The organism is Nonomuraea sp. LP-02, from assembly GCF_036289125.1.
GTDB lineage: Bacteria > Actinomycetota > Actinomycetes > Streptosporangiales > Streptosporangiaceae > Nonomuraea > Nonomuraea bangladeshensis.
On record NZ_JAXCLK010000001.1, the window covers coordinates 6,258,879 to 6,272,397 of the forward strand.

Annotated in this window: 13 protein-coding genes; 9 read left to right on the plus strand and 4 right to left on the minus strand. The window is 73.1% G+C overall.

What is annotated here, in order from left to right; translation table 11 throughout:
* Positions 1-176: 176 nt before the first annotated feature.
* Genes SMD20_RS29410 through SMD20_RS29420 form a run of 3 tightly spaced genes read right to left on the minus strand, consistent with a single transcriptional unit; the run spans position 177 to position 2,571 of the window.
* Positions 177-1,439 (minus strand): RNA polymerase sigma factor, encoded by a 1,263-nt coding sequence (locus SMD20_RS29410; RefSeq protein WP_329587430.1) that lies wholly within the window; start codon positions 1,437-1,439, stop codon positions 177-179.
* 56 nt (positions 1,440-1,495) lie between these two features.
* A complete protein-coding gene (locus SMD20_RS29415; RefSeq protein ID WP_329587433.1) occupies positions 1,496-1,870 on the minus strand; it encodes a YciI family protein in 375 nt (124 codons plus the stop codon).
* A 41-nt stretch (positions 1,871-1,911) separates the two neighbouring features.
* Positions 1,912-2,571 (minus strand): DUF998 domain-containing protein, encoded by a 660-nt coding sequence (locus tag SMD20_RS29420; RefSeq protein ID WP_329587436.1) that lies wholly within the window; start codon positions 2,569-2,571, stop codon positions 1,912-1,914.
* A gap of 331 nt (positions 2,572-2,902) precedes the next feature.
* On the opposite strand from SMD20_RS29420, the gene SMD20_RS29425 reads away from it, so the two are divergent.
* The gene (locus SMD20_RS29425; protein ID WP_329587438.1) at positions 2,903-3,805 is read left to right on the plus strand and encodes a phytoene/squalene synthase family protein; all 903 of its coding nucleotides are present in this window, start codon (positions 2,903-2,905) and stop codon (positions 3,803-3,805) included.
* Positions 3,802-4,662 carry a DMT family transporter gene (locus SMD20_RS29430; protein WP_329587441.1) on the plus strand — a complete coding sequence of 287 codons (861 nt, stop codon included), beginning with the start codon at positions 3,802-3,804 and terminating at the stop codon, positions 4,660-4,662. Before SMD20_RS29425 ends, SMD20_RS29430 begins: the two co-directional genes overlap by 4 nt.
* On the opposite strand, the gene SMD20_RS29435 is transcribed toward SMD20_RS29430, so the two are convergent.
* Entirely contained in the window at positions 4,558-5,715 is a 1,158-nt protein-coding gene (locus tag SMD20_RS29435) for an MGDG synthase family glycosyltransferase (RefSeq protein WP_329587443.1), read from the minus strand. The genes SMD20_RS29430 and SMD20_RS29435 overlap by 105 nt on opposite strands.
* A gap of 42 nt (positions 5,716-5,757) precedes the next feature.
* On the opposite strand from SMD20_RS29435, the gene SMD20_RS29440 reads away from it, so the two are divergent.
* The 7 genes from SMD20_RS29440 to hpnH all read left to right on the plus strand — a co-directional run bounded on the left by SMD20_RS29440 (position 5,758) and on the right by hpnH (position 13,515).
* On the plus strand, positions 5,758-6,480 hold the full coding sequence (locus tag SMD20_RS29440; protein ID WP_329587446.1) for a polysaccharide deacetylase family protein: 723 nt from the start codon (positions 5,758-5,760) through the stop codon (positions 6,478-6,480).
* 157 nt (positions 6,481-6,637) lie between these two features.
* Positions 6,638-7,516, plus strand: coding sequence for a squalene synthase HpnC (gene hpnC, locus SMD20_RS29445; RefSeq protein ID WP_329587448.1), 879 nt, complete (start codon positions 6,638-6,640; stop codon positions 7,514-7,516).
* Positions 7,517-7,526: 10 nt separating this feature from the next.
* Positions 7,527-8,858, plus strand: a complete 1,332-nt coding sequence (hpnE, locus tag SMD20_RS29450; RefSeq protein ID WP_329587451.1) for a hydroxysqualene dehydroxylase HpnE — start codon at positions 7,527-7,529, stop codon at positions 8,856-8,858.
* Entirely contained in the window at positions 8,855-9,997 is a 1,143-nt protein-coding gene (locus SMD20_RS29455; RefSeq protein WP_329587454.1) for a polyprenyl synthetase family protein, read from the plus strand. Before hpnE ends, SMD20_RS29455 begins: the two co-directional genes overlap by 4 nt.
* 1 nt (position 9,998) lies before the next feature.
* The gene (gene shc, locus SMD20_RS29460; RefSeq protein WP_329587456.1) at positions 9,999-11,879 is read left to right on the plus strand and encodes a squalene--hopene cyclase; all 1,881 of its coding nucleotides are present in this window, start codon (positions 9,999-10,001) and stop codon (positions 11,877-11,879) included.
* Positions 11,876-12,514: a phosphorylase family protein gene (locus SMD20_RS29465; RefSeq protein WP_329587459.1), complete on the plus strand. Its 639-nt coding sequence runs from the start codon at positions 11,876-11,878 to the stop codon at positions 12,512-12,514. Before shc ends, SMD20_RS29465 begins: the two co-directional genes overlap by 4 nt.
* Positions 12,511-13,515 (plus strand): adenosyl-hopene transferase HpnH, encoded by a 1,005-nt coding sequence (hpnH, locus tag SMD20_RS29470; protein ID WP_329587462.1) that lies wholly within the window; start codon positions 12,511-12,513, stop codon positions 13,513-13,515. Before SMD20_RS29465 ends, hpnH begins: the two co-directional genes overlap by 4 nt.
* The last annotated feature ends 4 nt before the right edge of the window (positions 13,516-13,519 follow it).

Sequence of the window (13,519 nt, forward strand, 5' to 3'; positions counted from 1 at the left end):
CATTGTTAGCGCTAACATTTGCCGTTATGGAGTCGGCTCGTTAGCGCTAACATTTGTAGCCACACGCGTTTCTGTTACAACCGGGCTATTGCCCGGGTTTCCGCTGTGTTTCGCCCAAAGTGTCATCGCCGATGTGGCGAGTGTCAATACCCGTCGAAGGTTCATGTCAACTCAGCTCAGCGGGCGTCGAGTGCGGCGGCGCGCTCCAGGAACAGGTCGCGCTCGCGGGCGTTCCTGGTCAGCTCGGCCGCGCGCCGGAACTCGGCGCTCGCCTCGTCGGCCCGCCCGAGCTTGGCCAGCAGGTCCCCGCGTACGGCGGGCAGATGCGCGTACCCCCGCAGGGCTCGCTCGTCCCGGAGGCCGTCGGCGATCTCCAGGCCGCGCTCGGGCCCGTACGCCATGCCGACCGCGACCGCCCGGTTCAGCTCGACGATCGGTGAGGGCGTGAGGTGGGCCAGCAGCCGGTAGAGGGCGGCCATGCGTTCCCAGTCGGTGGCCTCCGGGGTGAGCGCGCGGGCATGGCACGCGGCGATGGCGGCCTGCAGCCCGTACGGACCGAGCGTGCCCAGCTCCTCGGCGCGGCGCAGCGCCGCCAGGCCACGGCGGACCAGCAGCCGGTCCCAGCGGCTGCGGTCCTGGTCGAGCAGGAGGATGGGCCTGCCGTCGGGGGCGGTCCTGGCCGGGAGCCGCGAGGCCTGGATCTCCATGAGCGCGAGCAGGCCGTGGACCTCGGGTTCTGCCGGCATGAGCCCGGCCAGCACGCGGCCGAGGCGCATGGCCTCCTGGCACAGCGACGGGCGGATCCAGTCGTCGCCGGCGGTCGCCGCGTACCCCTCGTTGAAGATCAGGTAGATGACCTCCAGGAGGGAGGCCAGCCGGGCCGGCAGCTCGGCGGGCGGCGGCAGCTCGATCGGGATCTTCTTGTCGGCGAGGGTGCGTTTGGCGCGCGAGATGCGCTGCCCGACGGTGGGCTCGGGCACCAGGAAGGCGCGGGCGATCTCGGCGGTGGTCAGGTTGCCGAGCAGCCGGAGGGTGAGCGCCAGCCGGCCCTCGACGGGGAGCGCGGGATGACAGGCGGTGAAGATCAGGCGGAGCAGGTCGTCGCCGATGTGGTCGTCGAGGGCGTCGTCGAGCTCGGCCTGCGCATCCTCCTGGCGGAGCTCCATGTCCAGGCCGATTTCCTGCAGCTTGCGCTGGTAGGTGTCGCGGCGGCGGAACTGGTCGATGGCCCGATGCTTGGCGGTGAGCGTCAGCCACGCCCCCGGATTGTCAGGTATGCCCTTGGCCGGCCACTCTTCGAGCGCGGCCACCAGCGCGTCCTGCGCCAGCTCCTCGGCCAGCCCGATGTCGCCGACCATCCGGGCCAGAGCCGCGATGACCCGGGCGGACTCGATCCGCCACACCGCCTCCACCGCCCGATGCGCCGCAGCTACCGTCATATGTCCTGAATATCACCAGGCCGGGGATCATGTCCCCGGCCTGGTGAAGTGGCCGATCAGGCCGGCGGGGCGAAGTCCTCGGGCCCGAACAGCCGCAGGACGTCCGACTCGCCCTCCCATCCCGGCCACAGGTCACGGTGCAGCTTGACGAAGCGGGTGGTCCATTCCACGGCCTCCTCCTTGCTCCTGACCTCGTACAGCGCGTAGCTGACCAGCTCCTTGGCCTCGGCGAACGGCCCGTCGGTGACGGTCAGCCGGCCCCCGCTCACCTCGACCCGCGCCCCCTCGGAGCTGGGGGCCAGGCCGCTGTTGTCGAGCATGGCCCCGGCCTCGGTGGCCTCCTGACCGAGCTTGAAGATGGCCTCCATGAGGTCGGCCGGCGGCGGTCCGGCGGGCTGGGCGGTGACCTTGAACGTGACCAGGTAGCGCATCGTAAATCTCCTTCTCGTTATGGGGTGATTGTTACCGGTGGTCAGGCGGCGTCGCGGGACAGGTCCAGCGAGACCAGCGACAGCCAGCTCCAGACCGCCACGATGCCGGCGACGAACATCAGGTTGGTCCAGGCGGCGCCGGCCCCGCTCGCGATCCCGACGAACGAGCCGAGGAACAGCGTGCCAGTGAGGCGGGAGTACAGAGCCCAGCCGCCGCGGCCCTGGCGGGCCTGCCGGGAGGCGATGACGTAGCAGGCCGCCGTCATGCACAGGAACCCGACGCCGCCGACGGCCATGTGCAGGGTTCCGGACAGGGTGACGGCGCCCGGACCCTCCGGGGTTCCCGCGGGGAAGCCCATCGCGGGGTCGGCGGGGAAGACCGCGGCGCCGATCATGCTCGCGCCGAACGCACCGACCAGGGCCGGCGCCCATCGGGCTCCCCGTCCGGGCGTCAGGGCGCGGCGCAGGCCGGCGGCGGCGGCGATGGTGGCGAGGGCGGTGACGACGAAGTTGGCGGTCTGGATCCAGCCGAGCTCTCCGTTGGCCAGGAAGCTCCACGGGTGGCGGGCCAGGTCGAAACCCTCACGGGTGAGCGCCTGGGCCAGGGCGACGGTCACGTAGAACGGTCCGGCGACGACGCCGCAGCCGAGGAGCAGGCGCTGGGCGGAGATCGGGCGGGCGTGGGTGAGCTGCAGAGTCATGGTCGTCTACCTCCTGTCGAGGGACCGGCGCATCCGGACCGTCTGCCTACGCTGCGAACGAGGCGGGCCGATTTCGACACTCGCCCCCAAGATCTTTCAAGATCTTTTCCGGGACCGCCCCCGCCCCTCCCGGCCCGGGGCGTCGTGGAATTCTCCGGCGATTCACCGGGCGAAACAAATAGGCGGCGTGATTCTTCAATCGGGTGCAAACAAATGGCCCGGTGATGTCCGGTGGCTCCCTTTCCGGACGATGATCGGGTTTATCGCCGCGACCCAGCGGACAGCCCTCATTCATGCCATGGGGAAAAATACGCAAACGGCCGTCGCTGCCATGATGTCCGAGCATTCCAAGAAGGCGTACCGGCACTGCGAGCAGATCATGCGCAGTCAGGCCCGCAACTTCTCGTACGGTCTGCGGCTGCTTCCCGTCCCCAAGCGGCGTGCGTTGAGCGCCGTCTACGCGCTCGCCCGCAGGATCGACGACATCGCCGACGGCGACGGCCCGGCCGGGCAGCGGCTGGCGGGTCTGTCCGCGGTCCGCGAGACGCTCGGCGCGCCCGTCCCCCAGGCGCACGACCTCGTGCTGGTGGCGGTGTTCGAAGCCGCGCGCCGTTACCCGATCCCGCTCGGCGCGTTCGCCGACCTCGTGGACGGCTGCGTCGCCGACGTGCACGGGAGGACGTACGCGAGCTTCGACGACCTGGTCGGCTACTGCCGGTGCGTCGCCGGCTCGATCGGGCGGCTCTCGCTGGGCGTGTTCGGCTCGGACGACGTCGAGGCGGCCACGCCGCTCGCGGACGCGCTCGGCGTGGCCCTGCAGATCACCAACATCCTGCGCGACCTGCGCGAGGACCGCATGGCCGGGCGGATCTACCTGCCCGTGGAGGACCTCGCGCGGTTCGGCTGCACCCTGGCCGTCGACGCGTCCGGCCGGTTCCTCGACCCGCCGGAGCGCCTGGCCGAGCTGGTCAGGTTCGAGGCCGACCGGGCACGCGACTGGTTCGCCGCCGGGATGCGCCTGCTGCCCCTGCTGGACGCACGCAGCGCCGCCTGCACGGCCACCATGGCCGGCATCTACCGGTGCCTGCTCGACCGCATCTCGGCTGATCCCCACCGCGCGGTGGCCGCCAGGCTCTCCCTGACGACGAAGGAGAAATCGGTGGTCGCGGTGCGCGCCCTCGCCCGCGCCGGGCGCGGAAGAGGCCGGCCGGCCGAACGCGCCGGGTCCCGTTGATCACTGCCGCGCTGCTGGCGGTGCTCGCGGCGCTGTGCAACGCCGCCGCGTCGGTTCTGCAGCGACGCGCGGCGCTGACGGTGCCGCAGGGTCCGGGAGCGCAGACGGGCCTGATCCTGGCACTGGTACGGAAGCCGGTGTGGCTGTGGGGGATCACGGCGCTGATCGGCGGCTTCCTGTTCCAGGCCGCCGCGCTGTCGCAGGGAGCCGTCGCCCTGGTCCAGCCGGTCATGGTGGTCGAGCTGCCGTTCACCATGGTCATCCTGTCGGTGGCGTTCGGCATCGTCCTGGACAGGCACACCTGGCTGGCGATCGGCGCGCTGTCGGCCGGGCTCGCGATCTTCCTCATCGCGGCGGCTCCCGACGTGGGGCGGTGGCTGCCCGACGCGTTCGGCTGGATCGTCGCCACCGCCGTGACCGCGGCCGTCGTGGCCGCGCTGGTCGCGGTGGGGGTCCTGGCGAGAGGAGCGCTCCGGCCCGCGGCGCTGGGCGTCGCCGCGGGCATCGGCTTCGCCTTCACCGCGACGCTCATCAAGAGGGTCACCGCCATCGCCCAGGAGGACCTGGGCGCGCTGCCGCGGTCCTGGCAGCTGTACGCGATGGTGGCGGCCGGCCTGTGCAGTCTGTTCCTCCTGCAGCACGCCCTGCACAGCGGTCCCCTGGTGATCGCGCAGCCCGCGCTGACCATCAGCGACCCCATCGCCGGCATCCTGTACGGCGGGCTGCTGTTCGGGGAGCCCATCCGCTCCGGCTCATGGATCGTGTTCGAGGCGATCGGCATCGGGAGCATGGCCTACGGCGTCATCCAGCTGGCCCGCTCGCCGCTCATCCAGGCCCAGAACGCGCCCCTGCGGTGAGGAGACGAGACCTGCCTCGGCCGGCATCGCGGAGAACAGGGCGGAGGCGCGGTCCGCCTGGCGTTTACGCGCCCGCGCGTCGTCGAGGAGGTCCAGCGCCTCCAGCAGCGCGGCCGCGTCGCCGGTGCACGCGCTCACCCCGGCCGCGGCCATCGCCCGGGCGCCGTCGCGCCCGTGGCCGCTGATCGGCCGGTGGACGACGACCGGCAGCCCGGCGGCGAACGCCTCCTCGCAGGTCAGGCCGGAGCCGTTGTCGACCAGGGCGTACGCGGCCGCCATCAGCTCGGGAACGTCGTCGCGCCAGCCGAGCGCGGGCCCCAGCCCGGCCAGGCGCAGGCGGCGCCGCAGCGCGGCGTTGTCCCCGCACAGCACGAGCGGTGTGTACCGCCCCGACCTCGCCAGAACGCGCGCGGTCGCGATGATCTCCCCGGCTCCCCATGACCCTCCCGACACCAGGACGAGCCGGTCACCGGGATCCGCGCCGACGCTGCGGGCCACTCGCCCGGGGTCGGCCACCGCCTGCCCGAACACCGGGCGGACGACCGGCGCGCAGCGCAGCACCGGCCGACGGGTACATGCAGCTATATATCCAATGATGTCGGGATTCGGGCACAGGTACCGGTCGTTGCCGTGGTGCAGCCACAGCCGGTGCACCGCGAAGTCCGTGACCAGCACCGTGCTCGGGCACGGCAGCCCGCCGCGCTCGCGCAGCCGCCCCGTGAGCTGCGCGGCCAGATGGAACGTCGAGACGACCTCGTCGGGCCGCCAGTCCGCGACGAGCCGGCGCAGGCGGCCGGCCGCGAGCACCGTGAGCGGAGACGTCCCCGGCGCCCGTTTGCCGACGAAGAAGACCTGGTAGATGAGCTCGTAGAGCCAGGGGGCGCGCAGGATCATCCAGCGGTACCCATCCCGCAGCGCCGAGCCCAGCCGGAGCGGGAAGAGCAGGAGGACATCGATGATCCGCGCGTCGGCATTCTCGGCCGCGAGCCGCGCGGCCAGCTCGGCGGCGACCCCGTCGTGGCCGCTGCCCATCGACGCGGTGAGGATGAGCACCCGCCGCCGCCCCGCTCCCCCGGGCGGACGAGCGGCACGACGATGAGCCGGATCGCCCTGCCGCTCGGGCTGGCCTGCCTTTCCCTGCTGCACGCGGCCCCGGCCGCCACCTGGCTGCCGTCGGTCCGGCGGTGGATGCCCGCGCTCGCCGGCGCCGGTGACCCCGGCCACGTGGCGCTCACCTTCGACGACGGTCCCCATCCCGGCTCCACCCCGCGCTTCCTGGACGAGCTGGGACGCCTCGGTGCTCACGCGACCTTCTTCGTCCTCGGCGAGCTGCTCGAACGCCATCCGGGACTGGGCCGCCGCATCGTGGCCGAGGGCCACGAGCTGGCCGTGCACGGCTGGCGGCACGGCAACGCCCTGATCGCCCCGCCGGGACGGGTGACGGCCGAGATCGGCCGCGCCGCCCGTCTGGTGCGGGAGGTCTGCGGGGTCCGCGCGGCCTGGTACCGCCCGCCCTACGGGGCGCTCAGCCTGGAGGCGCTGGTCTCCGCCCGCCTGCTGGGGCTGCGTCCCGTGCTGTGGACCGACTGGGGCCGGGACTGGGAGGCGGCGGCCACGCCGCGCTCGGTCCTCACCACCGTGGCGGCCGGGCTGCGCGGCGGGGCGACCGTCCTGCTCCATGACTCCGACCACGCCTCCGTTCCTGGTTCCTGGCGATCGGCGCTCGACGCCCTCCCCGCGCTCGTGGAGCACTGCCGGCTCATGGGCCTGAGAGTGGGGCCGCTGCGCGACCACGGCGTGGCGGCGAGCCGCCGTTAAATGCCGGTGCAGCGGGTTTCCATAAAGGCGAGTCCCCTTTCCCCATGCATTCAAACGCCAATTTACCGGCGCCGCCGAAAAGTAAATGCCGAGCCAACGGAATGGAAACAGACCGCCTCCAGGTTTGCGCTGCACGACGACGGATAATTTCCCTGTCGTGCTGTCTCGGAAGGGCTATTCACAGGAGCTCGCGGAAAAGGCGCGCCGGGAGAACTTCCCGGTGGCCTCGCGACTGCTGCCGCGTCGGCACCGCGACCACCTCATGGCCGTGTACGGCTTCGCGCGCTCCGTGGACGACGTCGGCGACGAGGGGCCTCCCGGCGACCGGCTGCGCCTGCTGGACGAGTTCGAGGCCGACCTGGCGCGGCTCTACGACGGGGAGACCCCGCGGCTGCGGCCCGTCCGCGCGCTCACCCGTACCGTCCGGGAGTGCTCGATCCCGGCCGAGCCGTTCCACCGCCTCATCGAGGCCAACCGGCGTGACCAGTCGGTCAGCCGCTACGAGACCTTCGACGACCTGCTCGGCTACTGCGAGCTCTCGGCGAACCCGGTCGGCCGGCTCGTGCTGCACGTGTTCGGGGAGGTGAGCGACGCCCGGCTGGCCCTGTCGGACCGCGTCTGCTCGGCGCTGCAGATCATCGAGCACTGCCAGGACGTGGGCGAGGACTACCGGCGCGGGCGCGTCTACCTGCCGGAGGAGGACCTGCGGCGGGCCGGCTGCCCGGCCGGCCATCTCGCGGCGACGGCCACCTCGCCGCCGCTACGCGCGGCGGTGGCCGTGCAGGCCGCGCGGGCCGCGAAGCTGCTGAGCGAGGGGGAGGCGATCGTCGCCTCCCTTGCCGGCTTCGCCCGTACGGCGGTGGCGGGCTATGTCGCGGGAGGTCACGCGACCCTGGCCGCGCTGGCCGCCGCCCGCTACGACGTCCTGGGCCGGGCCGTCCGCCCGCGCCGCCCGCGCCTGCTCGCGGCGTGGGCGCGGGTCCTCATGACCACGAGATCGTCCGATCCGGCGCTCCAGCGCCTTCCGTTGGCATGAGGTGGCCGCGATGAGGCCCGAGCCGGTGGCGGTGATCGGCGGCGGCCTGGCCGGCATCTCCGCGGCCGTCGCGCTCACCGAGGCCGGGTGCCGCGTGACGCTGTACGAGGCCCGCCCGAGGCTGGGCGGCGCCGCCTGCTCCTTCCAGCGCGACGGGCTGACCGTGGACAACGGCCAGCACGTCTTCCTCCGCTGCTGCACGGCCTACCGCGGACTGCTCGAACGGATCGGCGGCACCGGGCTGGTGGATCTGCAGAGCCGGTTCGACGTGCGGGTGCTGAGCGCGGCGGGCCGGTCGGGGCGGCTGCGCCGGGCACCTCTGCCCGGACCGTTGCACTTCGTCCCCGCGCTCGCGGGCTACCGCCTGCTCGGTCCCGGCGACCGGGTCCGCGCTCTGCGCGGCTCCATCGCCCTGAGCAGGCTCGATCCGGCCGATCCCGTCCTCGACGAGGTGACGTTCGGGAGCTGGCTCGCCGCGCACGGCCAGCGGGCCCCGGCCCGGCAGGCGCTCTGGGACCTGCTCGCGGTGGCGGCGCTGAACACGGGGGTCGAGGAGGCCGCGCTCGGCCCGGCCGTGAAGGTGTTCAAGACCGCGCTGCTCGGCCGGCCGGACGCCGCGGACCTGGGCATTCCCCTGGTCCCCCTGGGCGAGCTGCACGACACCGCCGCCAGGGCGGCCATCGTACGGCGCGGCGGCGACGTACGGGTGGGGGCGAAGGTCAGCGCCATCGAGCCGGGACCGGCCGTCGTCGTGGACGGCGTCAGGATAAGGGCGTCGGCGGTCATCGTCGCCACCCGCCACGAGCAGGCCGCCAAGCTGGTGCCCCTGGACGCGGCGCCCGGCCGGGACACGTGGAACGCCCTGGACGCGAGCCCGATCATCAACGTGCACGCCGTCTACGACCGGCCGGTCATGCCGGCGCCGTTCGTCGCGGTCACGGACTCGCCGGTGCAGTGGGTGTTCGACAAGACCCGTGTCGCGGGCCTGAGCCGGGGCCAGTACCTCGCGGTGTCCGTGTCGGTCGCGGACACCTGGATCGACCGGCCGACCGCGGACCTGCGCGAGGTGTTCGTCCCCGCGCTGCGATCGGTTCTGCCCGCCGCGCGCCGAGCCCGGCTGACCGACTTCTTCGTCACCAGAGAACGGCGCGCGACCTTCCGTCAGGCGCCCGGCAGCGGGGCGGTCCGCCCGCGCAGCACCACCCACTGGCCCGGCCTCTACCTCGCCGGCGCCTGGACCGACACCGGCTGGCCCGACACCATGGAAGGGGCCGTACGCAGTGGACTGCACGCGGCCGGCCTGGTCAGGCGGCACCTGCGACGTCAGGAGACGACGCCATGACCCTGACCCTGCCGGCCGCCGAGGCCGCCCGCGAGCTCGTGGAGCCGGTGCTGCGCGAGGCCGTCGGCCGTCTCGACCCGCTCTCCGCGCGCGTCGCCCGCTACCACTTCGGCTGGGCCGACGGCGAAGACCGATCGGACGCGGACCGATCAGACACGGGCGGCCCATCAGACACGGGCGGCCGATCGGACGCGGGCGGCCGATCAGACACGGGCGGCCGATCAGACACGGGCGGCCGATCAGACACGGGCGGCCGATCAGACACGGGCGGCCGATCAGACGCGGGCGGCGGCAAAGCGCTGCGGCCGACGCTCGCGGTGCTGTCCGGCCGGGCGGCCGGAGCGGACGTCGAGCGGTGCCTGCCCGCCGCCGCGGCGGTGGAGCTCGTGCACGCGTTCTCGCTCCTGCACGACGACGTCATGGACGACGACCCGGTACGCCGGCACCGACCGGCCGCCTGGACCGTCTTCGGCCGCCCCCATGCGCTCCTCTGCGGCAACGCCCTGCTCACCCTGGCCGGGGAGCTCCTGCTGGAACAGGGCTGTGCGGCGGCGGCCCGCGCGCTCAACGACGCCGTGCTCTCGCTCGTAGCGGGCCAGGCCCTCGATCTGGAGTTCCAGGACCGGGACGACGTGACGAGGGAGGAGTGCCTGCGGATGTCGCGGTGCAAGACCGCCTCGCTGCTCGCCTGCGCCTGCTCGATCGGCGTCACGGCGGCCGGCGGCCCCGCGCCGCTGGCGGGCGCCCTGGCCGCGTTCGGGGCCGAGGCGGGCCTGGCCTTCCAGCTCGCCGACGACCTTCTCGGCATCTGGGGCAGCACCGAGGCGACGGGCAAGCCGGTGCTCGCCGATCTGCGTACCCGCAAGAAGAGCCTGCCCGTGGTCGCCGCGCTCACCGGTCCGACGGCGGCCGGCCGCCGGCTCGCCGAGTTGCTGGCCAGGCCCGCGCCGCTCGCCGAGTCCGACCTGCACGAGGCCGCCCGCCTGGTCGAGGAGGCGGGCGGCCGGGCGTGGGCCGAGGCGGAGGCCGAACGGCGGCTCGACGCGGCGATCCGGTGCCTCGACGACGCCGACCTGCCCGCGGACGTACGAGCTGAATTCCTGCACCTCGCCCGATTCATCGCATCCAGGGACCACTGACATGACGACTCTTGAGACCCGGGACGTGCTCACCGGAGCCGAGCACGCCCTGCAGAGCGCCTGCGACCACCTGCTGGGCCTGCGGTCCCCGGAGGGCTGGTGGAAGGGCGAGCTGCAGACCAACGTGACCATGGACGCCGAGGACCTGCTGCTGCGGCAGTTCCTCGGCATCCGCACCGAGCCGGACACGGCGGAGGCCGGCCGGTGGATCCGCTCGCAGCAGCGCGCCGACGGCACCTGGGCCAACTTCCACGAGGGACCCGCCGACCTGTCCACCACCGTCGAGGCGTACGCCGCGCTGCGGCTCGCCGGCGACCCGCCCGACGCGGCGCACATGCGCGCCGCCCGCGGCCAGATCCTGGACATGGGCGGCATCGAGGCGAGCCGGGTGTTCACCCGCATCTGGCTGGCGCTGTTCGGGGAGTGGCCGTGGCGGCGGCTCCCGGTCATGCCACCCGAGCTGATGTTCCTTCCGCCGTGGTTCCCGCTGAACATCTACGACTGGGCCTGCTGGGCCAGGCAGACGATCGTGCCGCTGACCGTCGTGACCGCGTGCCGGCCGGTGCGCCGGCTCCCGTTCGACCTGGCCGAGCTGCGGACCGGACGGGAGCCGCGCCGGGCCTCGGGCGGAGGCTGGGAGAAGGCCTTCTGCGTCCTCGACAGGGCGCTGCACCGCTACGAGCGGCGCCCTTCGCCGATCCTGCGGCGGGCCGCTCTGACGCGCGCCATCAACTGGATCACCGCACGTCAGGAGGCCGACGGCTCCTGGGGCGGCATCCAGCCCCCGTGGGTCTACTCGGTGATCGCGCTCCACCTCGCCGGCTATCGGCTCGACCATCCGGTGATGACCAGAGCGATCAAGGGACTCGACAGGTTCACCATCCGGGACGAGAGCGGGCGCCGGTTGGAGGCGTGCCAGTCCCCCGTCTGGGACACCGCGCTGGCGGTCAACGCCCTGCTCGACGCCGGCACCCCGGCCGACCACCCGGCCGTCACCGGAGCCGCCGCCTGGCTGCTGCGCGAGGAGATCACCACGACGGGCGACTGGGCCGTGCGCAGGCCCGGCCTGCCGCCGGGCGGGTGGGCGTTCGAGTTCGACAACGACGGCTATCCCGACATCGACGACACCGCCGAGGTGGTCCTGGCGCTGCGCAGGCTGGACGTCCCCGGCGTGCGGCCGGCGATCGAGCGCGGGGTCCGGTGGATGGCCGGCATGGCGAGCTCCGACGGCGGCTTCGCGGCGTTCGACGCCGACAACGACCGCGTGCTCTGCACCAAGCTGCCCTTCTGCGACTTCGGCGCGGTGATCGACCCTCCGTCCGCCGACGTCACCGCGCACGTCGTCGAAGCCCTGGCCAAGGAGCGGCCCGGCTCCCCCGAGCTGCGCAGGGCCGTGGTCTGGCTGCTCAAGGCGCAGGAGCGGGACGGCTCGTGGTTCGGCCGCTGGGGCGCCAACCACGTCTACGGCACCGGTGCCGTGGTGCCGGCCCTCGTCGCCGCCGGGGTCAACCCGGGCCATTCCTCCGTACGCCGCGCCGTCGCCTGGCTGGAACGGCACCAGAACGACGACGGCGGCTGGGGAGAGGACCTGCGTTCCTACCGGGACCCCGCCTGGATCGGCCGCGGCGCCTCCACGGCGTCGCAGACCGCCTGGGCGCTGCTGGCCCTGCTGGCCGCCGGCGAACGTTCACCGGCGGTGGAGAACGGCGTGCGCTGGCTCGTCGAGCACCAGCGGCCGGACGGCAACTGGGACGAGCCCTACTTCACGGGCACCGGCTTCCCCGGCGACTTCTACATCAACTACCACCTCTACCGGCTCGTCTTCCCGATCAGCGCACTCGGGCGCTACCTGAGCCGCGACACCCCTCCGGACGTCCGATGACCGGCCTGCTGATCTGTGCCGCGCTCGGCATCGAGGCCCACGCGATCAGGCGCGGCCTGCCGGCCGGCCTCACGGACATCAGGGTGGTCACCACCGGGATCGGCCCGCGCCGGGCCGCTCGCGCGGCCGGGCACCTGCACGGGCAGGGGGCGGTCGCCGTCGTGGGCTTCGGCGGCGCCGTCGCCGCCGGCCTCCGGCCGGGCGACGTCCTGGTGGCGGACGAGGTCCGGTTCAGGGGACGGGTGCATCCCTGCCCTTGGGCCGCGCTGCTCGCGGAGGAGCTGGCCCGTGCCGGCCTGCCCGCCAGGACCGGGCCGCTGCTCACCGTCGATCATCTCGTCAGGGGGGCCGAACGCCGCCGCCTCGCCGGTCAGGGCGTGCGGGCCGTGGACATGGAGAGCGGGCCACTGGCGCGCGCCGCCGTGGACCGGCCGCTCGCCGCCGTACGGGTCATCGTCGACGCGCCGGGGGCGCCGCTGCTGCGGCCGGCGACGCTGGCCCGTGGCCTCGCCGCGCGCCGCACGCTCGCCACCCTCGGCCCCGTCCTGGTGCGCTGGGCGGCGGCCGTCGGCCCGCCCCCGGCCATCGCCCCCGAACCCGTGTCCGTCCCGCTACCCAAGGAACCGCTGCCATGACGATCCCGCTTCGGCAAAGCCTGCGCATCGGCGGCTACATCCTCGGCCAGCGGCTCCGGGGACGGACCAAGTTCCCGCTGCTGGTCGAGCTGGAGCCGTTGTTCGCGTGCAACCTCAAATGCGCCGGCTGCGGCAAGATCCAGCACCCCGCCGACGTGCTGAAACAGCGCATGCCGGTGGACCAGGCCGTCGCGGCCATCGAGGAGTGCGGCGCGCCCATGGTCTCGATCGCCGGCGGGGAGCCGCTCATGCACCCGCAGATCGGCGAGCTGGTCCGCCGCCTCGTCGGCATGAAGAAGTACGTCTTCCTGTGCACGAACGCCCTGCTGATCCCGAAGAAGATCGACGAGTTCGAGCCTTCCCGGTACTTCGCCTGGACCGTGCACATCGACGGCGTCCGCGAACGCCACGACGCGGCGGTGTGCAAGGAGGGCGTCTTCGACGAGGCGGTCGCCGCCGTGCGCGAATGCCAGCGGCGCGGCTTCCGGGTGACGACGAACACGACGTTCTTCTCCTCCGACAGCCCGCAGACCGTCATCGAGGTGCTCGACTACCTCAACGACGAGCTCGCCGTCGACCAGATGATGATCTCGCCCGCGTACGCGTACGAGAAGGCGCCCGTACAGGATCGGTTCATGGGCGTGCGGGAGACGCGCGAGCTGTTCCGCGAGGCGTTCAAGGGCGGGAGGCGGAGCCGCTGGCGGTTCAACCACTCGCCGCTGTTCCTGGACTTCCTCGAGGGCCTGACGGAGCTGCCGTGCACGGCCTGGGCGATCCCGTCGTACTCGCTGTTCGGCTGGCAGCGGCCGTGCTACCTGATGGCCGACGGGTACGCCCAGAGCTACCGCGAGCTGATCGAGGACACCGACTGGTCGGCCTACGGCCGGGGCCGCGACCCGCGGTGCGACAACTGCATGGCGCACTGCGGCTACGAGCCCACCGCCGTCCTCGCCACGCTCGGCTCGCTGAAGGAGTCGCTCCGGGCCATCAGGAGCGGCTGAGCGA